This is a genomic window from Tenacibaculum profundi, assembly GCF_052050075.1.
In the GTDB taxonomy this organism is placed as follows: Bacteria; Bacteroidota; Bacteroidia; order Flavobacteriales; family Flavobacteriaceae; genus Polaribacter.
In genome coordinates this window covers 2,208,757-2,233,069 of the sequence record NZ_CP197225.1, presented here as the reverse complement: position 1 = coordinate 2,233,069, position 24,313 = coordinate 2,208,757, and the positions used below count along the sequence as shown (strand labels likewise).

Genomic DNA, 24,313 nt, shown 5'->3' with positions numbered 1-24,313 from the left:
TTTAAATTACGCACGGTTTTGTGCTTTTTAAAGGTACAAATTTTAATATAATAAAATGCTTTTGAAGAAGACTACCTTAAAAGACTTATACGATTAATATTTTGAGTTGCGATATTTATTTAAAAAATAACAGCTGTGTACAATATTTAAGATCTATTAACAGTCAAAGTTAAAAGTATATCAGTTAGTATTTATAATGACCTCACTTTACTTTATAGCTGAATTATTTTGTAATAATTTCAAATTATAAGCGGTATTAAATATTTGTTAATTTTTTTCAAAAAATTGAAAAACAAATTATCTTCACGTAATAAAATAAAATAAAAAATGATTAAAAAATTTAAAAAACTATCAACACCTTGGTTGATAGTATTAGCGTTGGTAGCTACATCTTGTAGTGATAACTTATCAGAGAATGTTCCTAATACCAATGAAATTGGCCAAAGCCTAATTTTTCAAAAAGGTAAGGGAGATAATAAAAAGAATCTATCCAATTATGTAAACAAAGTAGCCGTGTTTACAACACAGAGAGATGACGATCATGGTTCTAGTCTATATTTGGTTACTAACGAGTGGGTTTTTAGATGTTCAGGAAACACTAATGGACGTGAAGCAGAGACTTTTGGAAGAAAACGTGCTATAACGTACACAAAGCCAGGAGCAAAGTTTGATTTTCCAGCTATTGGCTTATCACCAGTTGAGGGAGGGCACACAGGAAATCCTGTTTCGTTTGTGTTAAATGATGATGGTAAAATTCCTGCAGAAGCTCCAAAAAATTGGAATGAAAAAAATGGAGTTTCATGGAAAACAGCTGTAATAGAAGTTTTTGCTGCACAGGCTGCGTCATATACAAGTGTAGGGAAAAACGGTCGATTTAGTCGTAAAGTTGGAGATCCTGTATTTAAAGAAGATTAGATCAAAACTATTGTCTTTTTAGTTTTCAACTAATTGATAGTTAATGATTATAGAAAAAGATTCAATAAGGTCTCTTAATGCTTCAAAAATTTATTAGGAGACCTTATCTAAAGTGATTTTTTGTTTTTTGATTATACTTAATCCATGAAATTTTGCTTGGTAATTTTTAAATCAAATTTTTATTGTTGGCAAAGTAATAATGGTATAATTATTTCTACAAAATAGGCCATCTATAACACTTCTATTTTTTAATAAAATCCTTGTTATTCTTCTCAATTAGAGAATGCTTTTGATGTTGTCATATCGAGAGCATAGCTAATTGTTATGATACTATTATAGTATCTGCGTTAGGTAAAATTATTGGATTCTATATTCTGTAGATTAAAATCACTTTTTATGAAAACGATACTGACTTGTTGGTTACTAAAGTATTAATACTAAAAATTACAACAGATAACTTTATAAAACAATAAGTTTTTACAAATTGATTTTTAATACTTTTTTAAAGTATTCTAGTTTTAGAATTCGTGATTACATTATCTCAAAAAACCTCTTTATAATGTATGGTCTTTTTTAATTAATATTTAAAAAAACTATTTTTTAAAGTCAGATGCACCTCCCTTTTTTTCAACAAGCTTCACTTCTTTAATAATCATTTTTTGATTAAAAGCCTTACACATATCATAAATTGTTAAACAAGTAGCTGAAACTCCTGTAAGTGCCTCCATTTCAACACCAGTTTTTCCTTCAATGCTAACTTCACAAGTGACTTTAATTTGCGTGGCATCGATTACAGAAATATCAATATCAACTCCGTTAATTAATAAGGGATGACACATTGGTATAATATCGGATGTTTTTTTTACGGCTTGAATTCCTGCAATAATGGCTGTTTGGAAAACAGGTCCTTTTTTAGTGATGAGTTCTGAATTGGTAAATTGATTGATGATTTCTTTTCCTAAAAACATGGTCGCTTTAGCTATTGCCTTTCGTTTAGTGACTTTCTTTTCAGAAATATTCACCATTTTAGGATTGTTTTTTTTGTTTATATGTGTAAAGTTACTCAACTTAAATCTATAAATTTTACGGTAAAACTTTTTTTACTTTTATTGTCTATTACTTTTTAATTTTTGAATTCATTGAATTCATTGAATTCATTGAATTCGTTTTTGACAAAACCTAAAATTAGATATTTATGATGAGATTTTAATTAAAAGAAAATAAACATTTTTACAAAATTCAAAATTCAAAACTACGATAGCGATGTATAGGAAAAACGTGCCCTTTTTTGTATGATAGTTCTTTTTGTTTTGGAAGCTCTATAAAACCATCCGCTGCTGTTAGGCTAGCTAAGTCACCAGAACCATTTCCTTTGACAGGATAGGCGATTAATTGACCATCTTTAAGTTGTAAATTTACTTGTAAAAAATATGTTAAATTAGGTTTAAAATCAACATTTTCACCTAAAATAGCGGTTAAAGAAACAGGAGCTATGTTCATGCTATAATAGTACCATGAATAAAAATAAACCATACAATTTACATAGGTAGATATTGGATTTCCAGGAAAAGCAAAAACAAAAGTATTTTTCTGCGTACTTTTTTCTGTAGTATTGGTGTTTTCATTAGAATTATGAGTGTCATTGAAGGTAGTTCCCATCCAAAAAGGTTTACCTGGACGCTGTGAAACTGTATGAAATAATTTTTGAACACCTAAGCTCTCTAAAACTTCAGGCAAAAAATCGTATTTTCCCTTACTAACAGCTCCGCTAAATAATAAAACATCATACTGTTTAAGGTATGTTGCTATTTTTGAATTCAGTACTTCCTTTTGATCTGTTAGGTGTGCGTTTTCTGAAGGAATATTTAATTTTTCAAGGAGAGAAACGAGAGTATAAACATTACTTTTTCTGATTTGATGGTCCAAAGGAGTTTGATTAACCTCTATTAATTCGTCACCCGTAGAAACGATCATTATTTTTGGTTGCTTTGCCACTTTAACCGTTGTCTTTCCAACCGTGGCTAAAACACCAATTTCTGCAGGGGATATAATAGTGTCTTTTTTAATTAAAACGGTTTCTTTCAATTTGTCTGAACCCTGATGGTGTATATTTTGTCCTTCTTTAATTTCATCAACTATTACGGAAGCCATTAACGTGTTTATAGAGATATCTTCATAACGGATAACGGTATCAGTATTGTGAGGAAGTACAGCTCCTGTCATTACCTCATAGCAGTGTGCCGCATTCTCCATAGTCTCTTGAACCGTTCCAGCAGGTTGAATTCCTTCAATTTTAAAATCGCGAACGCCGTATTTAAAAAATCGATAATTAACAGCAATACCATCCATGGCTACTCTATTAAAAGGCGGAAAATCTCTATCGGCAACAATATCTTCCTTTAGAACTCTTCCAACAGATTCTATAAATGGAACCTCTTCAATACCAAAATCTAATTTATGTTTTAATACAATTTGTTTAGCTTCTTTTACTGTGATCATTTTAGTATAAGTTTCATAGAAAAAACAAAGTTAAGGTATTCTGGTAAACAAGTCTAGGAATGGCGAAAATAGAAATCGAACTATGAAGTAACTATAGATTATATTACCTTATAAAATTTAAGATTACCGCTGTAAAACGATTTTTTCCTTTTTATTAGAGGAGAAAAAGAAACGGTAGCCAATTTATGTAAAGAGAACTATATTTTTGCAGCAATTTTAAATGTAAATGTGTTTATAGAAAATAATTATTTGGTGTGTGATGCTAAATTTTTTTACAGTTTAAATTAGTAAATATCAAAAAACTACAAATTAATATCTGTAGCTATCCTCCAATAGTACTCATGCTTTCAGACACTTTGCCTTGTGTCCTATTAGCTTCTGCTATAAAGCCGTTTTCAGGTTTTTCTTTTACAAGTTTTAAAAACAATATTTTTAATTCATTGTCACTAGCACCTTTCCTCAAAAAATCTCGAATATTAAAAATACCGTCATCAAACAAACAATTTTTTAACGCGCCAGTTGAGGTAATTCGAATGCGATTACAATCATTGCAAATGGTTCTTGTAAAGGCTGGAATAATCCCTATAGTACCCTTAAAATTTTTAACCTGATAGTTTTTAGAGGTACTGGATTTTTTATCTAGAATTTTATCAATTTTAAAGGCTGTTTGTATTTCTTGTAAAATTCTTATTAGGTTCCATTGTTCTTTCCACTCTCTTTGACCACTTCCATTAAAAGGCATTTCTTCTATAAAGCGAACGTCTATGTTTTTGGTTTCGGTAAGTTTTACAAAATCAACAATCTCATCAGTATTAAAACCTGACTGAACAACTACATTTAACTTTAAATGCAGGCTGCTTTTTTCTAATAATTCAAGAGTTTTATAAACGTCCTCAAAAACGGCTCTTCTGGTTATTTTAAAAAATTTACTAGCTTGTAAGCTATCAATACTTAAGTTGATGTTTTTAACTTTTGTCAAACGTTCAATACGCTCAATATGTTTTTGAATGAGTACACCATTGGTAGTAATATTAATCGTTTTCAGCAAGTCATTAAAAGATAGCATTTCTAAGAAACTCATAAAATCTTTTCTTACAAAGGGCTCACCTCCTGTTAATCGGACTTTTGTAACTCCCAATTCTGTAAGGACTCTAATAATTCGATACATTTCTTTGTAGGTTAGCAACTCATTTCTTGGAACGATGGCTATTCCTTCTGCCGGCATACAATACTGGCAGCGTAAATTACACCGATCCGTAACGGCTAATCTAGCGTATGTTATTTGACGCCCAAAATTGTCTATTAATGACTGCATAAAACAAATATAACAAATTCAAAACCGTTGATTTTATCGAGCAATCAAAGAAGTTATCGACTTTAAAGAAACAATAAAGAGCCATCGAGTATAATTGTATGACTATTCATTTAAAATGGTAAGTTCAAATTCACTAGGCGCTAATGTTAAAATTCATTTCATTGTTTTTTTACTTGAAGTAACATCTCGATAACCATCACTATTAATATATCTAAAAGCATTTCCTACCAAAAATATAACCACGTGTGTCTGAACATTAATTGCTACGGTGAATCACTATTAAGCTTCTAGTAGGTGCGTTTTTAGTATAATAATTGCAATTGTATTTTTCATTATTTAGACTATTATTTTTGTTTTCGCATTAAGTAAGCTTTACTTCTAAATCATTGTTATGAGAAATTATTTTTTTACTTGATTTTCCATATCATAAAGCAATGTTTTTTTAACTCTTCCACTTTTTCTATCAGATAAAAAAGTAATGATGTTTGTAATAATTGAAATGAATACACTTTTATGTTCTAAAATAAAGTCCATATGGTTTTCAGCTGTATATTCTTATCTGAAATTAATTTGTCGTTTTAATAGCAAACTCACTACTTGTTATATTTGGTATAATGAGCATAGCGCTCATTTCTAAAAGTAAAAAGAGGTTATTAAATTTAAATTAGCTTTGTGTTTTCTGTTAGTAAATTATTTTTTTGCGATTAATGCAAATAAAGGTGATTTTATTCTCCATAAAAAAATAATATAAATTGTAACTTGCAATTTGAAAAAAGAAGGATTGCTGAGATAAAAATTGCCAAATAAATCACTTCTTACATAAGAAAACAATTGGGTTTTTGATTTTTTTCAAAGACTTTAAAAAAATATAGCTAAAAAAGATGGGGTTTCATTTTTTTACAGAAGTAAATACACTACGGATTCAAATTAAAGAGAATACACATGAACATCTGCATGCGAATGGAGATTTAGAAGAATTCAATGCGTATAATCAATTTTTGAAAGCGAAAAAACGCAAGCACATTCTCTGTGAAAAATCACTTATTTTTTAGAAGAGTATAAACAGGATATATATAATACAGTGACACATTGAATTGTATTATTATAAAACCAAATATATGAAACATACGGTGGCCTTTAGTTTATTATCACTACTCATATTTTCTTCTTGCACTTCCCAGCAACAAAAAGGGAAGTATGCTAGTTATTTTAAAAATACTTGGCAAGAGCAATACTTAAATGGACCTGTTAAAATGCAGCGTCAGGTTTTTAATTATGCGAAATCTAAAGATAACCTGCCAAAAGACAGTTTGTATATGTTTAATGCGGTTTTTACCGTATTACCTGTGGGGAATTCTGGTTATAGTTAATTCGATAGGTATGGTATTACCACTAAATTTCATCCTTTAAGAGGGCGATTGAATCGTTCGGTTCCTTATGATTCTGCTGTAGTAAAACATAAAGAAGGAAATATATATGTATATATAGAAAAGTATTTTAAAGATGATGTAACGAAAAAGGTAGAATACAGGCAACAGTTTCCAATAAAAAAACATGTATTTAATCCTTATAGGGTGCATTTAAATTATTATTCATACCAACCCTACTATTTTTATGTAAAAAAAGACAGTACGGCAAAAAGGCAGGTCAGAGCATATCGCTATAACCTAAATAGTGATGGAGCAATAAAAGAAGAGATAGGAGTTACCTTATGGGATAGAAATTTAGATGATATAATAGAAGAAGAAACAATAGATTATAAGGCTATTTACAATTATAATGAAAAGAACCAATTAATCAGTAAAAACTATACTGAGTTGGGTCATGTACCTGGTCTTCCAGATCATGACGCTGAATTTTATGATACGGGGTATAAAACTCCTTTTGAAGCATATACTTATGATGAGAGAGGTAATTTAACGTCATTCCGCTTATATACCGATGAAGATAAAAGTAAAAGAAGAATAGTTGCAAAAGAAGAATATAAATACAACGAGCGAAACAATTTAATATGGAAAAGAAAATGGGCAACTTTTGTATATGGAAGTCATTTTAAATTGATTAATGATTTAGAATTCAATAAAAAAGGAGATGTAGCTAAAGTAACCACCTTTGAAAACGATGGAAAAACGGTACACCTTTGGTATCGTTTTGAATACTTTGGATATGATGAATACGATAATTGGACGGGGTTTTTCGTGTATTTAAAAGATAGTAAAAAACCTTTCGGTACAGGAAAAAGAATACTTGAATATTATAAAGAAGAGAAAGAATAAGGAACCAATTAATAGATATGTACACCCAACAATTGTATTGTTATTTTATTGCAGTAGCCAGCATAGCGCTGCTCATAGGCTGTTCAACCCCTAAAGTAAGTACTGGAAAATATCAGAGTATTTATAAACATTCGGAGAGTGACCATTATTTAAGCGGCCCTGTTAAAATAGCACGTTCTAAAATGACTGTTTATAAAAAAAACGATCCTGAATTTCGAAAAAAAAATTCCCTTTATTTTAACCCTTATGGTAATCTTAATGTTATTGGGTTAACTGGATATTTTGAGTTTGATAAAAATGGTGTCGAACAGGTACATTATAGATTAGAAGACTCCCTAACAGAGCCATTTCCTGCAAAAGAAACAAAGGACAAAAAAACCTTGCTAAAAATACGTTTGGAAGTTCAGGATACTGCAGAGATCAAAAAGAAAATACAGTTTAAGCAAAATTTACAACCTAAAAAATTTGTGTTTAACCCTTATCGGGTGCGTTATAAAAACGATTCTTATACTTTAAGTACTGTAATTATCGATAAAGATAGCTCTTACAAGAGACTAGCTATTGGTTATGACTATGTACTAAATAGTAATGGTACAATTCAACAAGAAATATCGAAAAAGTTGTGGGATAATAATTTAGATGGATTTGTGGATGAAAAAGAACACAATTATATAGCTACCTACTCCTACAATGACAAACAGCAACTAATACGAAAAACCTATGACGCAATAGCTTATTTAAGGTATGAAGATCACGATCATCTTAAGTTTGATACTAGTTTTCCGTTAGAAGAGTACACCTATGATGAGGTAGGTAACTTGGCAACAGTTACCGTATATTCTATGGTAAAACGAAATGGTGAAATTTTGAAAGAATTTGCCTACCACAAGGAAAAGTATTTTTACGATGAAAATAACCAACTCATACATAAAAAAGTCAATTCTGGTCACGGAGGTGGGTTTATGAATAAAAATTGGAAATTCTATAATGAATTTTTCTTTACCGACAAGCAAGAGGTTGCCAAGGTGGTTTCTTATGAAAGTGATAGAAAAACAGTGTATGCTACCTATTATTTTAAATACGAAGGGCATGATGCCTATGATAACTGGACCAAATGCTATTTTTATTTTGGAGATGAAAAAGAACCTTTCGCAGAAGTAAATCGAATTATAGAATATTATAAAGAAGAGAAAGAATAAGGAACCAATTAATAAAAAATTATGAATGAAAAACAAACCTTTTCAGGTACCTATCAAGTAGGAAATAACTCAGAAAAAGAGTTTGAGATAACGTATAACAATTCTCCTGAAAAAGAAGAAAATACAGCACAGCTTTTAAAGTTGCTCAATAGCCCATGGCAATTAATTAAAAACGGCGGTAAGTTTGGTGTAAACAGTGTAAAGCGCTTTTTTACCGTGTTGTTTTTATTTGGGGCTTGCAATACAATACTGTTTTTTTATGCTTTAGCCACACTTTTTGGCTCAGGCTTTGCTTTTGGAAAATTAGCGTTTGTATTTTTAGTACTTATAATTGGTGTAGCACTTACTGTTTTTGCAAGCTATAAAACCTACCAGTACGTTGTTATAGATACCATTCGTGTAATTTATGAAAACCTAGCCAGCTTGTTTAAAAAATTAACGGATTTATTAGTGGATAAAACCGAAGCTGTTTTTGATGGAAAAGTAAACCTAAACTCCCAACAATTTTCAAAAGCCATTGATATTGGAAAAACAGTACACCAAACCTATAGCGGATTGCCTAGTTTTTTAAGAAAAGGTATTGTGTTAATTCTGAATAAAATTCCGTTAGTAGGAATGCTTACAGAGTTAAAAGAAGATATTGCTTCGGGAAATAAAGCTGAAGCAAGTACTAAGCTTTATACTAAAATGGATGATTTTATCACCGAAACCGTATTTGGTAACAACAATACCAAATGGATTTGGTGGTTATTGCCTTTAAATATTATAGGGTTAATAGTCCTGATAAAAATAAAAATTGGTTAATCAATAATAAAAAGTCAAAGAGATTTATACTCTTGGAAGTAACAAAAAAGTAAGTAAAAGTAAAAAAGAGAATAATTAGCATAAAAAGTAAACAAATGAAAAAAGTAAAAGGAATACTAGCAAGTTTTATCTTGATAACCATTGTATTATCATGTAGCTCAAATGATGACGAAGCAAACCTATCAAACAATTGCGGTGATTTTAAAGAGCAAACAGCACAAGGAAATTTTCGAGGCAAGAGTTTTACAGTAAAGGGAGGCACTTATAAAAAGGTATTCGATGATTACAGTTTTACCTTATTTATTTATGAAGAAACAAGTGGTGATCCATGTTTTGTCCCACAGTTTAACGAAGGACAAGATGTAATTAATATTACTTTAAGTTCAGCGGAACCACAATCCATAACAATATCTAATACCGGTCAATCAGGTACTGATATGTTAAGTTTTATTAGAACAACGCAAGATTCAAATGGAGCATCAATTGATTCTGAACTATCAGAATGTGGCACCATTGAAATTATATCTGTGGATAGTACAACCAAAGCTTTAAAAGGTCGAGTAGTAGCCAAAGGTGTTCAAGGGAGTGAAATTAATGGAAACTTTACATTGCAATTATGTGAATAATTGAGATGGTTTTGTTACCCATGTAGTTTCTAAATAAAAAGAAACTGTTCATATGGGAAATATTTATAAATAACTAATCATAGAGGGAGATAGAAATTACACTGCTTTTTTATGTGTTTAACTGTTGTTTATGATTAGAGAGTTAAAGTAAAACAATTAGTTCTAGAATTAATTGATAAAAAATAAGCCTGTTGGTATTGCTGTATTATATACATCCAGAATCGACACGGCATTAGAAATTGAAAAAATAATTACCTATGGAAAATAGTATGTACCCATCATTGAGTGAGCTTTTACCGATAGAGAGAGAACCCACTGGCGCTCGTTTATAACGAGTGACTAACCTAAATAGCGTTTGCAACGCCAACAAAAAAAATAAAAGACAAGCAATGTCAGAGAAATACAAAATAATAGATAGTTCCAAGCCCACTTTTATAACCTTAACATTAGTAGGTTGGGTAGATTTATTTATACGGCCTATTTACAGCCAAGTCATAGATAACTCATTAAACTACTGTATTTCAAACAAAGGTTTGCAAGTTCATGCATATGTATACATGACCAGTCATTTGCATTTAATTGTATCATCAGTAAAAGAAGAGTTACAAAACATAGTAAGAGATTTTAAAAAATTTACGGCAAAAGAATTCATAAAAATAATAAAAGAACACCCGGAAAGCAGAAGAGAATGGTTGTTAAATAAGTTTAAATATGAGGCAAAAAGAACTCAAAGAGCAAAGAATTATAAAGTATGGCAAGACGGTTTCCATCCAGTACTATTAGATACTATTATGAAAATAGAACAGCGTGTAAACTACATACATAATAATCCAAAAGTAGCAGGATTTGTATACCATGAAAGAGATTGGGTAAATAGTAGTTATGCAGTTTATGAAGAAGATAACAAAGAAATGAGTCATGTTAAGGTAACTGCTTTATGGTAGGCTCGTTGCGTTGTAGTAATATAGGTACTCGTTACAAACGAGCACCAGAGCTAGTTAGGGGCTACAGTTATACAGGTACTCGTTACAAGCAAGAACCAGAGTGTTGTACCAGAGGGTACAATAACTAATTAAAAAAATTTGAATCAACTATAAAAAATAAAAAGACAACTAAAAATTATGAAAAAACAACTAATATTTCTAATAGCGTTATTGTTTAGCGTAATATTAATAGCACAAGAAAAGAAAGTAGCCGTAGTTACTTTTTACTCCGACAAAATGATCGGTTTTAGCGACCTTGTAGGAAAAGGAAATGAAATACTCGCTACCAAAATTGCCGATTTAAAAAACAATCCAGATTTTAATCTTACACCTATTTTAGAAAAATTTCATGACAAATTTTTTAATGAATACTCGAAAAAATTTCCATTCGAATTGTTAAGAGAACAAGAAGTTTTAAAAAATGAAGCCTATAAAAACTACGACTTGAGCAAGGTAGAAGAACGAGAAGTAATGCTTGATAATTATGAGATTTATCCAGAGTATAAATATATAAGTGAATCTTGGTTTAAAACTGATGGAGAAAAAGCCATGACAGCTATTTTTAAGGATAAAGCGGATGGAACCATGTATGTAAGAATTCATTTTGACTTGGTAAAAGGTTTTGGAATTGGCGGAACAGGTAGTGTAAAAATGAGAGTATATGCCAGAATAGCACTTTTGAATGATGAAGGAAAACAAATTTTAGCGATTAACGAAAGTGCACAATCTAAAAAAACAGGTGCTATGGTTGCAGGAATTCCAGTGATAAAGCCAAAAAAACTATTACCCATGTGCGAAAGTGCGTTAGAACGTTTATTAAAAGATTTAGACAAACGTTTACCAAAACTGGTTAAAAAAACGAATAAAAAACTGTAAAAACAAAACAATCAATTAAAACAATTAAAAATGAAAATATTAAAAGGAATACTAGCTAGTTTTATCTTTATAACAAGTGTAGTATCATGTAGTTCAAGTGATGATGAAGCAAATACATCAAAAAATTGTGGTGATTTTATAAATCAAGAAGCTAAAGGAAAAGTAAAAGGCTTTGACTTTACCAACCAAGGAGGTACCTATACCTTAATGCCAAATAGAGAATATAACTGTACCATTCGAACAAAAGAAGTAACTGGGGGATCTTGTTTTTTTCCTGAATTTGATCCGTTTAGCGAAGAACTACGAGAGGTTAAAATTTTGTTTGGGTTAAAGGAATTAAAACCTCAAACCATTACTTTCTCAGATACTGCTAATGCTGGAGGAACTCTAGAGAATACATTAAATTTTAATGCGAAACATTATGATAGCAATACAAATAGTAATTATACAGATGCAGAATTAGCTATCTGTGGAACATTGGAAATAACGGAGGTTAATAATAATAAAATTAGCGGAAAAATTATTGCAACAGGGCAAAAAGGAAGTACCATAAATGGAAACTTTACATTAGAATTATGTGAATAATAAATAATTGAGATATTAAAATAAAAGTAATACGCTTAATTTATTTTAGACAAAATTGTTTAGAAGAGTTGATGACTTATAAAAGTTCGTTTTGATAGTCATCATATGATTGCGATATATTTAAAAAATAAAAAGGACTTTTTTTAAAAGTCCTTTTTATTTTTTTCTTGAAAAAACGGTTATACAATTTCCATTTTTTTAAGTAAAAAAGAAGCATTCATGTTTTTACAAATACCTTCTTTCATTTTATAATCAAAAAATAATTCGTTGTTAACTATTTCGGCATCAAAATAATAATTTTGAATTTGCTTGTATTCTTCTGCTAATTCGCACAAACTAACATCATGCGTAGCAATAATACCCGTAGATTTTGACCTCGTTAATTTTTCAATAAACTGTTTTGAACCAATCGCTTTATCTTTACTATTAGTCCCTTTTAATATCTCATCAAGAATGATGAAGTAGGTATCTTCTTTAATTTCATCGACAATAAATTTCAATCTTTTTAACTCAGAATAGAAATAAGATTCGTCATCTGTTAACGAATCAGAAGTGCGCATACTTGTAACTAGTTTTATGGGTGAATACTTAAAAGCTTTTGCACAAACAGGCAATCCACAATTTGCCATAACAACCGACAATGATAAGGTGCGTAAAAAAGTACTTTTTCCAGCCATATTTGCACCAGTTATAATAAAAAAATGTTCACTATCAAGCATAAAATCATTATCAACTCTATTTACAGGCTTTAAAAGAGGATGTCCTAAGCTAGTAGCTTCGATGGTTTGGTTTTTATTTTCAATGGCAGGAAATATGTAATTAGGATGATTAAAAACAAAATTTCCGAATGAGTTATAAGCATCAAAAAAAGCAACTACCTCAAACCATTCATTAACAACATTTTTATACTTAGCAATCCATGCTTCAGTTTTTGAAGCATTACGGATATCCCATAAAAACAAACCGTTACCAAAAACAGCAATAATTAAATTATTTCTTTGATCAAAAGCATTTAGTACATCTGAAAACTCTTTAAAAATAGAAGAAGCTTTTTTTTCTTTAATCTGTATTTTGGATTGTTTTTCTTTTAAAACTTTTGAGGTGAAATTTTCAGTTTCTATTTGCTCCAATAGTAAGTAATATTGTTTAAAAATGGCTTTAGCACTACTTGCTGAGGTATATAAACTTTGGGTTTTTTTTAAATAAAACATAGAAATTCCTAAACCAATAAAAAACCAAGTCGTTATCAAAGAAAAAGAGGCAATATTAAATACAATAAGACCGAAAACAAGGATAGATACTATTGAAAAAACTTTAGGTAGAATGATTAAAAAGGAAGGTAATTGAGATGTATAGTTCTCTATCCATAAAGAAATATTTGAAATTTGCTTTTTTTTAGGGCTAGCTAGTTGAGCGAGCATAGTGAAATTTTCTCTCCAATTGTATTTTTTAGAGAGTTCCTGTATTGCTTTCTGATAGTCTTCAATAAAATTAATAGTATTAGCTGTAAGCAAAGAAGCTAAAAGTTCTTTTCCTTTTTTGGTAGCAGTTCTATTGACATATTGAAAAAAAGAACTTTTTCCAAATAAATCGATATCGTTGCTGTAATGATGCATTGAATTTATGAATTCTTTTCCATCGGGTCGATCTACAAAATTACCTTCTAGAATAGAAATCTCTGTTTTGTTAAATGCGATTTTAAGTTCGACGTGATTTTTTTTATCTTTTAAGTTTTGGTGTTTTGAAACAAGAAAACCAAAAATTAGAACACCAATACCTCCAATGAAAAAAGGAATATTTGGAATTTGATAGGTAAAATAAATACTTATAATAAAACCAAAGAAAATTAAAGATCGAAAGATTCTAATCAATCGGATTTTTTTTTTGACTTCTACTAGTTTTTGCTCGTGTTTTTTGAGTTGATTTGCGTAATGATTATGTAGTTTTTGCATCTCTTAAAAAAACAATAAAAATACAAGTTTAGGCTAATACAGACTTCTAAAATGGGAAAAATAATAAACCATTATGTTTTTAGAAAGTTGTATTTTCGTTGCTTTCGTTTGAGTTTTTCGAATTGAAGCGAAAATTGAAAATAATGAGTGTTATTGTTAAAATATGTTTTTTGTTTTCATAACTTTTGGGAATAAAAAAGACAAAAGAGGATTTAACAGTATAATTTTTCGGCAAATTAAAAGAGTTCTTGAATGCCAACAACTTTAGAACTACAAATAAAAACATTACCAAATTTACCTGGAGTCTATCAATATTTTGATAAAGATGACGTAATTATTTATGTAGGAAAAGCAAAGAGTTTAAAAAAAAGAGTTTCATCATATTTTACCAAGAACCATGAAAATGGAAAGACTCGAATCCTCGTAAAAAAGATTGTTCGTATTGAACATATTGTTGTTGATACAGAAACTGATGCACTTCTTTTAGAAAATAATTTAATTAAAAAATATAAACCCAGATATAATGTACTTTTAAAAGATGATAAATCTTATCCATGGTTATGTATCAAAAAAGAGCGCTTTCCTAGAGTTTTTTCAACACGAAGAATCATAAAAGACGGCTCTGATTATTTTGGTCCTTATACGAACGTTAAAACTGTAAATGCTTTATTAGACCTTATAAAAGAACTTTATACGCTTCGTACTTGTAACTATGACTTGCATGAAACAAAAATACAAGCAGATAAATACAAAGTTTGTTTAGAATATCATTTAGGAAATTGTAAAGGACCTTGTGAGGGCATGCAAACCGAAGAAAGTTATGGAAATGATATTAGAGCTATTAAAAGTATTATTAAGGGTAATTTTAAAGAAAGTATAGAACAGTTCCGAAACATTATGATGTCTCTTGCAGGAGAAATGAAGTTTGAGGAAGCTCAAAAAATTAAGGAAAAAATTGAATCATTACAGAATTATCAAGCGAAATCAACGATTGTTAATCCTGCGATAAACAATGTAGATGTTTTTTCAATTATTTCTGATGAAACTCATGGTTATGCAAATTTTTTTAAAATCATGAACGGCGCAATTGTACAATCCTATACTACTGAAATAAAAAAGAAGCTAGAGGAAAGTAATAAAGATTTATTAGAGTTATTTATTGTTGAAACTAGAAATCGCTTTAATTCTTTATCAAGAGAAGTGTATGTTCCGTTTGAGGTTGATTTAGGAGAAAAAATTAAGGTTACCATTCCAAAACTTGGAGATAAAAAACGAATTGTTGAGCTTTCCATGAGAAATGCTAAATATTACAGGCAAGAACAGTTTAAGCAAATAAAAATTGTAGATCCTGATCGTCATGTGAAAAGAATAATGTCCCAAATGCAAAAAGATCTACGTTTAGGGACTGAACCTCGCCATATAGAATGTTTTGATAATTCTAATATTCAGGGAACGAATCCAGTTGCTGCTTGTGTTGTGTTTAGAGATGGAAAACCAAGTAAAAAAGAGTACCGTCATTTTAATATTAAAACGGTTGAAGGACCTGATGACTTTGCTTCAATGGAGGAAGTTGTTTTTAGAAGATATAAACGCTTGTTAGAAGAAGAAAAACCACTGCCTCAACTTATTGTTATTGATGGTGGTAAAGGACAACTTTCCTCTGCTTTAAAAAGTTTAGATGCTTTAAACTTAAGAGGAAAAATAGCAATCATCGGCATAGCAAAACGTTTGGAAGAAATTTTTTATCCAGGAGATAGTATTCCATTATATTTGGATAAGAAATCTGAAACATTAAAGATTATTCAATATTTAAGAAATGAAGCGCACCGTTTTGGAATTACATTTCATAGAAACAAACGAAGCAAAAGTGCAATTCAATCTGAATTAGAACAAATTCCTGATGTTGGAAAGCAGACGATAACCAATCTATTACGCAAATTTAAATCAGCAAAACGGGTAAAAAAGGCAAGTTTCGAAGAATTGAAAGAGGTGGTTGGCTTTTCAAGGGCAAAAAAAATTTTTCAATATTATCAAAAGAAGCAGTAATTGCCTTAATTTTCTTTAGAGCTTTAATCATTTTCAAAATTTTTAACCTCTCAAGAAAGTATGAAATACCCTTAAAAATAAAAATAAAAATGAACAAGCTGTTAATTTTTTTAATGACAACCTTGTCATTATTTTCGCAAAAACAACCTAAGGTAGGCTTAGTTTTAAGCGGAGGTGGTGCTAAAGGATTTGCGCATGTTGGTGTTTTAAAGGAACTTGAGAAAACAGGTTTACAAATAGATTATATTGGAGGAACCAGCATGGGAGCTATTGTTGGTGCTTTATATGCTTCTGGTTATTCGCCCAAACAAATTGAGGGTGTTATTAAAGAGGCTGATTTTATGAATCTTCTACAGGACGAAGTAGTTAGAGAGTCAAAGCCTTTTAGGGTAAAGCAAAATTCGGAAAAGTATGCAGTAACACTGCCTATTAGAGAGGGGGGAATTGGATTACCACTTGGTTTATCAAGAGGACAAAATGTACTTAATTTTTTAACCGAATTATTAGCTCCTGTTGATGATATAGTTGATTTTTCCAAATTACCTATTCCTTTTTTCTGCGTTGGAACTAACATAGAAACAGGAAAAGAGGTGGTTCTCGAGAAAGGGTCTTTACCACTTGCTTTAAGAGCTAGTGCTGCTTTTCCTTCGCTATTAAACCCTGTTGATATTGATGGTCAATTAATTGTTGATGGAGGTGTTGTTAACAATTTTCCTGTTGATTTAATGAGAACTAAAGATGTGGACATCGTTATTGGTGTTAATGTTCAAGGACACCTGTTGGAAAGAGAAGAATTATCTTCTGTTGCATCATTACTTCTACAAATTGTTAATTTTCAGATGTATAAAAAGACAGATGAGCAAATGAGGCTTCTTGATGTTATTCTGAAACCAAATATTTTGGAATACAATATCATTTCTTTTGATAGGAATAAAGAAATTATTAAAGAAGGAGTAAGAGTTGCTAAATCAAATAGGATTGTTTTCGATAGTATTGCAAAACTTCAAACAATTAAAAGGCAAAGACCCCAAATTAATTTGAAAAAAACTAAATTTTTAGTTGATAGAATCATTATTAGAGGAAATAAGAATTACACTGATAATTACATTCTTGGAAAGTTAAAGCTTGAAGAAGGTGATAGTACGTCTTACAGAGATGTATCAGAAAAAATAAGTTCATTATCTGCTACAAATAACTTTGAAAGAATCGATTATCATTTCGAAAATTCATTTTCTGGAAAGAAATTAGAACTGAAGGTTAAGGAAGAAAAAATTAAATCATATGTTAGGTTTGGTCTTCATTACGACTTGCTATATCGAACGGGAGTTCTTCTAAATTATGACCATAGAAAATTATTTAGGCAAAATGATGATTTTAATCTTGATCTGGTAATCGGAGATCGTATTCGCTATAAATTGGACTATTTTATAGATAATGGTATTATTCCAAGTTATGGTTTTAGCTCGAGTTATAATTCTTTTAGAAATGCTATGGTTTTTGATAAAGATTTTACAAATAAATACAACGTAAGATATTTAGATTTTACAAACACCTTTTATGTTCAAACAACCATCAATAAAAAGATTGCTTTTGGTATTGGTATAGAAAATAAAAGAATCAAGGTTTCATCAGATACTTTTTTAACAAATGGAGAGGACGCATTTTTTGATAATAGTAATTATATTGACGCATACTCATTTTTGAAATTAGATGCTTATAATAAATCTGTGTACCCGACAGATGGATATTTTGCAAATATTGGTTTCAAATGGTTTATTTGGTCAGATAGAAATAATAGGATAGATGAATTTATTCAACAGAGTGAAGAATTTAAACAATTCTCTCAAATATCAGGAACTATTGGCTTAGCAAAATCCTTTTTCGATGAGAAATTCACGTTTCAATATACTGGAGAGGGTGGTTTTACACTGGGAAACGAGTCTTCAGAGGTGTTTGATTATCGATTAGGAGGATATAATAAAAATTACATTAATAATTTTGTTTCATTTTATGGTTACGATATGTCTGAGCTAGTAAATCAAACTTTTGTAAAGTCTGAGTTTAACTTTAGATATAATTTTTTTAAGAAACATCATTTTAATTTTATCGCCAATTATGCAAGTGTAGAGCACGATGTTTTTAAACATAAAAAAATAATTGATAATATTAAATCAGGATATGCTTTAGGATATGGATTAAGTACATTTCTAGGTCCTGTAGAGTTAAAATACTCCTGGTCACCAGATCATAAGGAAAAATACTGGTTGTTTAATCTTGGGTTTTGGTTTTAAATTTATTAAAACTAATTATATTGCTTTTTGTAAGGTAAACGAAAATTCAGACCCGCTACCATACTTACTTTTTAAAAGAATTGTTTCTCCGTGTGCTTCAATAATATGTTTTACTATAGATAGCCCGAGGCCAGAACCTCCTTGTTCTCTGGACCGACTTTGATCAACTCTATAAAACCGTTCAAATAGACGAGAAATATGTTCTTGCTTTATTCCCTCACCGTTATCATTAATTTTAATAATGAACTTTTTTGAATTATAATTTTCGACACTAACTGTAGTTATACCATTTATTTTACCATATTTTATAGAATTAACCACTAGGTTTATAATTACTTGCTCAATTCTTTCAATATCGCCTTTTACAAAAAAAGGAAATTCATAGGTTTTATCAAGTTTTAATTTAATACCTCTTTTTTTGGCTTTCATCTCAAATAAGTCAAATACATTTTGAATCATTTCAAGAATATTGAAAGTTTCAATATTCATTTTCATCCCCTCAGTTTCAAGTTTAGCAATCATGTCTAAATCTTTTACGATAGAAGTTAGTCTTTCGACTCCTTTGCTAGCTCTTTCTAAGTACTTTGTTCTTATTTCTTTATCATCAGCGGCTCCTTCAATTAGTGTTAAAATGTATCCTTGAACCGTAAATAAAGGAGTTTTAAGCTCATGAGCAACGTTTCCTAAGAAATCTCTTCTGAAGGAATCTCTTTGCGTTAAATCTGCGATTTCTTCACTTTTTCCTTCAATAAACTCCTGAACAGTTTTCGTTAAAGCTTCTACATCAGTAGTTATTTTTTTTCTTTTTAGATCATTGACATCAAGAAAGCTAATGTCTTCATATAATTTTTTAATTCTTTGATAAATGAAGTGTTCTGCTCTAAACTGAATAACAAAAAATGAGAAAATAAATATAACAAGACTAAAAACTATGTAGGATAGTAACCCTAGATACTTAAAAAGCAAAAAATAGATAAGAGTAGATAAAAATGTTGAAAAAACAGTTAGATACAGAGCCGACCAAAGAGCATATTTATATGTTTTTTTCAGTTTCAAAGTAGTGTGGTTTTATGATAAAAGAAAGATAGTTTATTGAAATAAACTAATGCGCCTAATTTTAAATAGTTTTAGTTACTTATCAGATGGTTCTAAAACAAATTTATATCCTACACCCTTAACAGTTTTAAAATAATCATCTCCAATTTTTTCGCGAAGTTTTCTAATATGAACATCAATGGTTCTTCCTCCAACGACAACTTCATTACCCCAAACATTATCTAATATAACTTCTCTTTTAAATACTTTACCAGGCTTTGATGTTAGCAAAGAAAAAAGTTCGAATTCTTTTCTCGGAAGAGAAATTCTGTTGTCTCCTTTAAAAACAACGTACTCATCTCTATTAATTACTATATCTCCTATTTTAGTAGTACTATCTGTCTTTTCTTCTGCTTTTAAGCGTCTTAACAATGATTTTATTTTACTAATTAAAACTTTCGGTTTGATAGGTTTTGTTATATAGTCGTCAGCACCAGCATCAAATCCTGCTACTTGAGAATAATCTTCACCTCTAGCAGTTAAAAATGAGATAATGGTATTTTCAAGTAATTTTACGTTTCTAATTTTTTCACAGGCTTCAATTCCATCCATCTCAGGCATCATGATGTCAAGTAAGATAAGGTGCGGTTGTATTTTTTTCGCTATTTTAACTCCTTCGATTCCGTTATTTGCTGTGTAAACTTGATATCCTTCAGATTTTAAGTTATAGCCTACAATTTCTAATATATCTGGCTCATCATCAACTAATAAAATCTTAATATCGTTAGTGTTCATAAAATGAATTTTTAAGTAGTATTAATCAAAAGTAACAATAAATTAACAAAATAACTATTCCCCGTTTTAACTTAACGATCTTTTAATGATTTGTAAACTTTTAAATCTGTTAGTACTTGTAATACAGTTGTTTATTTTTTATATCTTAGTGCTTGTAGAATAGTAGATTTAAACTTTATGTTTATCATAAATTTATTAAAAAATAATTGCTGTTAATGTTCTTTTTAAGTGCTTTTATCTTATGATTTTCATCATTTTAGTGAAGGGTTGAATTTTATTTTTTGCTATGCTTCCATAAAAAAACGTCTATTATAAAAACTAAAACATATGTTTGGAAAAAAAGAATTTGAAAATATTTTATTTTTAGATATTGAGACGGTTCCTGAGTATGAATCTTGGGATAGTTTAACCATTGAAGAGAAAGAGCTTTTTCATGAAAAAACGAAATACCAAAGAAGTGATCAAAATGATTTAGATTTATTCTACCAAAGAGCTGGAATATGGGCAGAATTTGGGAAAATAATATGTATTTCTGTTGGTTATATAAGTTTTAAGGATGAGAAAAGATCATTTCGAGTTACCTCTTTTGCAGGAAAAGATGAAAAAACAATTTTGATAAATTTTAAAAGGTTACTTGAAAAGTATTTTAACCATAAGAAAAGCTTATTGTGTGCTCATAATGGTAAAGAATTTGATTTTCCATACATTGCAAGGAGAATGATTATTCATCAAATACCGCTTCCTACAAAATTAGATTTAGCCGGTAAAAAACCTTGGGAAGTTCCCCATTTAGATACATTAGATTTATGGAAGTTTGGAGATTATAAACATTATACATCATTAAAATTATTAAGTCATGTTCTAGGAATTTCTTCTCCTAAAGAGGATATGGATGGAAGTCAAGTTGCTGGAATTTTTTACGTAGAAAATAATTTAGAAAAAATTATTAACTACTGTGAAAGAGATACCATTACTGTAGCTCAAGTTTTTTTTAGATTACAAAACACACCTATTTTGAAAGGAGAGGAAATTATTAAAATTAAAAAAGAATCATTGATTTGATTGATAATTCGTTAAAGAATGAAATTTATAAAAAAAAGTTTTTGTAATTAGAGCTTCTATCATAAAGATTAGATGAGTTATATTTTACTATTTTTCACCTATGACATATTCAGTTTTTGCGTCTTTAGTTATAAAATGATATTTGTTCTTGTTTTTAAAGAATTTTAAATAGCTATGTTAAAAAATAAAAAATAGGTCTAATACCCTTATTTTTGTACGAATTATGCAAAATAAAGTTTTTAACATACAATCTGAAGAAGAGTTTAACGAGGTGTCTTTTGATGTTTTTAGATATCAATTTTCGAACAACCGAGTATATCGCTCATTTTGCGACTTACTAAATATACACCCTTCAGATATTACAAGAATCGAGGAAATTCCTTTCATACCAATACAGTTTTTTAAATCAAAAAAAATAATTTCCTCAAATGAACAGATACAAGAAACTTTTTTAAGTTCAGGCACAACTGGATCAATCACAAGTAAGCATTATGTTACCGATATATCATGGTATGAAAGGAGTTACTTATTAGGCTTTGACTATTTTTATGGAGATATAAGTGATTATGTGGTATTGGCTTTATTACCTAATTATTTAGAACGAAAAGGCTCTTCATTGATACACATGGTAAAAGATCTAATTGAACGATCAAAACAATCAGAAAGTGGATTTTATTTAGATGATATATCTGATCTAGCTAAAAAAATAAACATGCTTGATCAAAGAGGAAGAAAGGTTTTATTAATAGGTGTTTCATTTGCACTGCTTGATTTAATTGAAAAATATCAGTTTTCTTTAAGAAATACAATCATCATGGAAACCGGTGGAATGAAAGGGAAGAGAAAAGAATTAATTCGACATGAACTTCATCAACTTTTAAAAAAAGGTTTTGGTGTTGAGCAAATTCATTCAGAGTATGGAATGACAGAATTATTTAGTCAAGCATATTCTAAAGGTAATGGTGTTTTTAATTGTCCTCCTTGGATGAAGGTTTTGACCCGCGATGCGGAAGATGCTTTAACAATTCAGCCAAATGAAAAAACAGGGGGTATTAATGTAATTGACTTAGCAAATTACAATTCTTGCTCGTTTATTGCTACTCAAGATTTAGGAAAAGTTTATTCAGATAATGGTTTTGAGGTTATTGGACGGTTTGATAATTCTGATATAAGAGGTTGTAACTTAATGGTGTTTTAATAATACTAATTAGTATTATTAAAATAAAAATATTAATAATCAATGGTTTATATGTGTGTATGATTTTTTTACATTAAAAAAAAGATACAGTATTCAAATAATTGGTACCTCCTGTGAAAAAGAATGAAAAAAAAAATACTATTTCTATTATTTTTATTAAGCATAATAACGCTTATTAGTTTATTTTTGTTTGAAACAGCCTAAATAGCATGAATAATTTTTCATTTTTTAATCGAGAAACGAGTATACAAGAATTACAATCTACAGAATTTGATATTCTGATTATTGGAGGAGGAATAACTGGTGCAGGGATAGCACTTGATGCAGCTTCAAGAGGCATGAAAGTAGCATTAGTTGAGAAAGATGATTTTGCTTCAGGAACAAGTAGTAAATCTACAAAATTGATACATGGAGGGTTACGTTATTTAAAGCAATTTGATTTTTGGTTAGTAAAAGAGGTCGGAACGGAACGGGCGATTGTTCATAAATTAGCTCCTCATCTTGTAGTTCCTGAAAAAATGATTCTTCCCTTAATAGAAGGAGGTACTTATGGTTCTTGGTTGACTTCAATTGGTTTAAAAGTATACGATGTATTGGCCTCTGTTGAGGGAGATGATAAACGAAAAATGCTTGATAAAGGAGAAGCACTTAAAAAAGAACCTTTATTACCAACAGAAATATTAAATGGAGCAGGTTATTATGCTGAATATCGAACAGATGATGCTCGTCTAACAATTGAAATTTTAAAAACAGCATATCAGTATAATGCACAAATTATTAATTATATTGAAGCAAAAGAGTTTATTTATGAAAATAAAAGAGTAGTTGGGGCAAAAGTATGTGATGTGTTTTCCAATGCTTTATTTGATATTAAAGCAAAATACGTAGTGAATGCCGCAGGACCATGGGTAGACGAATTGAGACAAATTAACAACTCAAAAATAGGTAAACGTTTGCATTTAACAAAAGGAGTTCATTTGGTAGTTCCGCATGAAAAGCTACCAGTAAAGCAATCAGTTTATTTTGATATTCCTGATGGTCGTATGATGTTTGCGATACCAAGAGGTAGAGTAACTTATTTTGGAACTACCGATACAAATTATCAGGAAAACAAAGATAATATTGAAACTACCATCGTTGATGCTTTGTATTTAATAGAAGCTGTGAATAACATGTTTCCTGACATTTCATTGACAATGGAAGACATCGAATCTTCTTGGGCTGGTTTACGACCACTAATTCATGAAGAAGGAAAGTCAGCCTCAGAATTATCAAGAAAAGATGAAATTTTTGTTTCAGACACTAAACTTATTTCAATTGCTGGAGGTAAGTTGACTGGATATAGAAAAATGGCAGAACGGATCGTTGATTTAGTGGCAAAAAAGATGAAACGTCGATTTGAAATTGAATTCGATCCAATTCAAACTGAAGAGATTGTTTTATCGGGAGGTCCATTTCAAAATTTTAAATCTGTAAAATTATATTGTAAGCAAGTGTTTAAACGAATTAAATCTCATGGGTTTACAGAGCAGCATGCAGATTATCTCGTTTATAACTATGGAAAGCAAGTGGCTATAATATTAGATAAGTTTGATGAGTTATCAGAAGCTAACAGTGAAAGAAGGTTGTTGAAAGCTGAAATTTGGTTTACCATTCATCACGAAATGACTTGCACACCTACTGATTTCTTCATGAGAAGAACAGGACGTTTATTTTTTGATAAACCGAGTGTAGACAGGAATAAAAAATACATTATTGATGAGTTTACAAGTTATTTTAAATGGAATGCTGAACATATTAAGAAGCATGAAAAGGATTTGGATAGAAATATAGAATTAACAGTTCAATTCAGATAA

At 29.8% G+C, this 24,313-nt stretch carries 21 protein-coding genes; 15 read left to right on the top strand and 6 right to left on the bottom strand.

The genetic code is table 11. The features are described from left to right. Positions 1–327 precede the first annotated feature (327 nt). Positions 328–915: a hypothetical protein gene (locus tag ACSIGE_RS09085; protein WP_440879558.1), complete on the top strand. Its 588-nt coding sequence runs from the start codon at positions 328–330 to the stop codon at positions 913–915. Positions 916–1,508: 593 nt separating this feature from the next. On the opposite strand, the gene moaC is transcribed toward ACSIGE_RS09085, so the two are convergent. The 3 genes from moaC to moaA all read right to left on the bottom strand — a co-directional run bounded on the left by moaC (position 1,509) and on the right by moaA (position 4,729). Continuing rightward, on the bottom strand, positions 1,509–1,982 hold the full coding sequence (gene moaC / locus ACSIGE_RS09080) for a cyclic pyranopterin monophosphate synthase MoaC (protein WP_440879557.1): 474 nt from the start codon (positions 1,980–1,982) through the stop codon (positions 1,509–1,511). Positions 1,983–2,154: 172 nt separating this feature from the next. After that, positions 2,155–3,414 (bottom strand): molybdopterin molybdotransferase MoeA, encoded by a 1,260-nt coding sequence (locus ACSIGE_RS09075; protein ID WP_440879556.1) that lies wholly within the window; start codon positions 3,412–3,414, stop codon positions 2,155–2,157. A 322-nt stretch (positions 3,415–3,736) separates the two neighbouring features. Next, entirely contained in the window at positions 3,737–4,729 is a 993-nt protein-coding gene (gene moaA, locus ACSIGE_RS09070) for a GTP 3',8-cyclase MoaA (RefSeq protein WP_440879555.1), read from the bottom strand. 881 nt (positions 4,730–5,610) lie between these two features. Here moaA and ACSIGE_RS09065 point away from each other — a divergent pair. The 9 genes from ACSIGE_RS09065 to ACSIGE_RS09025 all read left to right on the top strand — a co-directional run bounded on the left by ACSIGE_RS09065 (position 5,611) and on the right by ACSIGE_RS09025 (position 12,078). Further along, entirely contained in the window at positions 5,611–5,781 is a 171-nt protein-coding gene (locus ACSIGE_RS09065) for a hypothetical protein (protein ID WP_440879554.1), read from the top strand. Between the two features lie 66 nt (positions 5,782–5,847). Further along, the gene (locus ACSIGE_RS09060) at positions 5,848–6,099 is read left to right on the top strand and encodes a hypothetical protein (RefSeq protein WP_440879553.1); all 252 of its coding nucleotides are present in this window, start codon (positions 5,848–5,850) and stop codon (positions 6,097–6,099) included. A 48-nt stretch (positions 6,100–6,147) separates the two neighbouring features. Then, positions 6,148–7,005, top strand: a complete 858-nt coding sequence (locus tag ACSIGE_RS09055; RefSeq protein ID WP_440879552.1) for a hypothetical protein — start codon at positions 6,148–6,150, stop codon at positions 7,003–7,005. Positions 7,006–7,022: 17 nt separating this feature from the next. Beyond that, on the top strand, positions 7,023–8,204 hold the full coding sequence (locus tag ACSIGE_RS09050) for a hypothetical protein (RefSeq protein ID WP_440879551.1): 1,182 nt from the start codon (positions 7,023–7,025) through the stop codon (positions 8,202–8,204). Positions 8,205–8,225: 21 nt separating this feature from the next. Further along, complete coding sequence (locus ACSIGE_RS09045; protein WP_440879550.1) at positions 8,226–9,008, top strand: hypothetical protein; 783 nt, start codon at positions 8,226–8,228, stop codon at positions 9,006–9,008. 95 nt (positions 9,009–9,103) lie between these two features. Beyond that, positions 9,104–9,634, top strand: coding sequence for a hypothetical protein (locus tag ACSIGE_RS09040; RefSeq protein ID WP_440879549.1), 531 nt, complete (start codon positions 9,104–9,106; stop codon positions 9,632–9,634). 389 nt (positions 9,635–10,023) lie between these two features. After that, positions 10,024–10,578, top strand: coding sequence for a transposase (locus ACSIGE_RS09035; protein ID WP_440879548.1), 555 nt, complete (start codon positions 10,024–10,026; stop codon positions 10,576–10,578). A 177-nt stretch (positions 10,579–10,755) separates the two neighbouring features. Beyond that, positions 10,756–11,493 (top strand): hypothetical protein, encoded by a 738-nt coding sequence (locus ACSIGE_RS09030; RefSeq protein ID WP_440879547.1) that lies wholly within the window; start codon positions 10,756–10,758, stop codon positions 11,491–11,493. A 30-nt stretch (positions 11,494–11,523) separates the two neighbouring features. Then, a complete protein-coding gene (locus ACSIGE_RS09025; RefSeq protein WP_440879546.1) occupies positions 11,524–12,078 on the top strand; it encodes a hypothetical protein in 555 nt (184 codons plus the stop codon). A 179-nt stretch (positions 12,079–12,257) separates the two neighbouring features. On the opposite strand, the gene ACSIGE_RS09020 is transcribed toward ACSIGE_RS09025, so the two are convergent. Continuing rightward, positions 12,258–13,949 (bottom strand): MutS-related protein, encoded by a 1,692-nt coding sequence (locus ACSIGE_RS09020; RefSeq protein WP_440879545.1) that lies wholly within the window; start codon positions 13,947–13,949, stop codon positions 12,258–12,260. Positions 13,950–14,282: 333 nt separating this feature from the next. On the opposite strand from ACSIGE_RS09020, the gene uvrC reads away from it, so the two are divergent. Both uvrC and ACSIGE_RS09010 read left to right on the top strand, forming a co-directional pair. Further along, positions 14,283–16,076, top strand: a complete 1,794-nt coding sequence (gene uvrC / locus ACSIGE_RS09015; RefSeq protein ID WP_440879544.1) for an excinuclease ABC subunit UvrC — start codon at positions 14,283–14,285, stop codon at positions 16,074–16,076. Between the two features lie 89 nt (positions 16,077–16,165). Beyond that, positions 16,166–18,367 (top strand): patatin-like phospholipase family protein, encoded by a 2,202-nt coding sequence (locus ACSIGE_RS09010; RefSeq protein ID WP_440879543.1) that lies wholly within the window; start codon positions 16,166–16,168, stop codon positions 18,365–18,367. Positions 18,368–18,382: 15 nt separating this feature from the next. Here the strand turns inward: ACSIGE_RS09010 and ACSIGE_RS09005 are convergent, their stop codons facing one another. Further along, on the bottom strand, positions 18,383–19,423 hold the full coding sequence (locus ACSIGE_RS09005; protein WP_440879542.1) for a sensor histidine kinase: 1,041 nt from the start codon (positions 19,421–19,423) through the stop codon (positions 18,383–18,385). Positions 19,424–19,498: 75 nt separating this feature from the next. Beyond that, complete coding sequence (locus ACSIGE_RS09000; RefSeq protein WP_440879541.1) at positions 19,499–20,197, bottom strand: response regulator transcription factor; 699 nt, start codon at positions 20,195–20,197, stop codon at positions 19,499–19,501. 327 nt (positions 20,198–20,524) lie between these two features. On the opposite strand from ACSIGE_RS09000, the gene ACSIGE_RS08995 reads away from it, so the two are divergent. The 3 genes from ACSIGE_RS08995 to ACSIGE_RS08985 all read left to right on the top strand — a co-directional run bounded on the left by ACSIGE_RS08995 (position 20,525) and on the right by ACSIGE_RS08985 (position 24,313). Further along, complete coding sequence (locus ACSIGE_RS08995) at positions 20,525–21,259, top strand: 3'-5' exonuclease (RefSeq protein WP_440879540.1); 735 nt, start codon at positions 20,525–20,527, stop codon at positions 21,257–21,259. 223 nt (positions 21,260–21,482) lie between these two features. Next, positions 21,483–22,457, top strand: a complete 975-nt coding sequence (locus ACSIGE_RS08990) for a LuxE/PaaK family acyltransferase (protein WP_440879539.1) — start codon at positions 21,483–21,485, stop codon at positions 22,455–22,457. A gap of 209 nt (positions 22,458–22,666) precedes the next feature. Then, on the top strand, positions 22,667–24,313 hold the full coding sequence (locus ACSIGE_RS08985; RefSeq protein ID WP_440879538.1) for a glycerol-3-phosphate dehydrogenase/oxidase: 1,647 nt from the start codon (positions 22,667–22,669) through the stop codon (positions 24,311–24,313).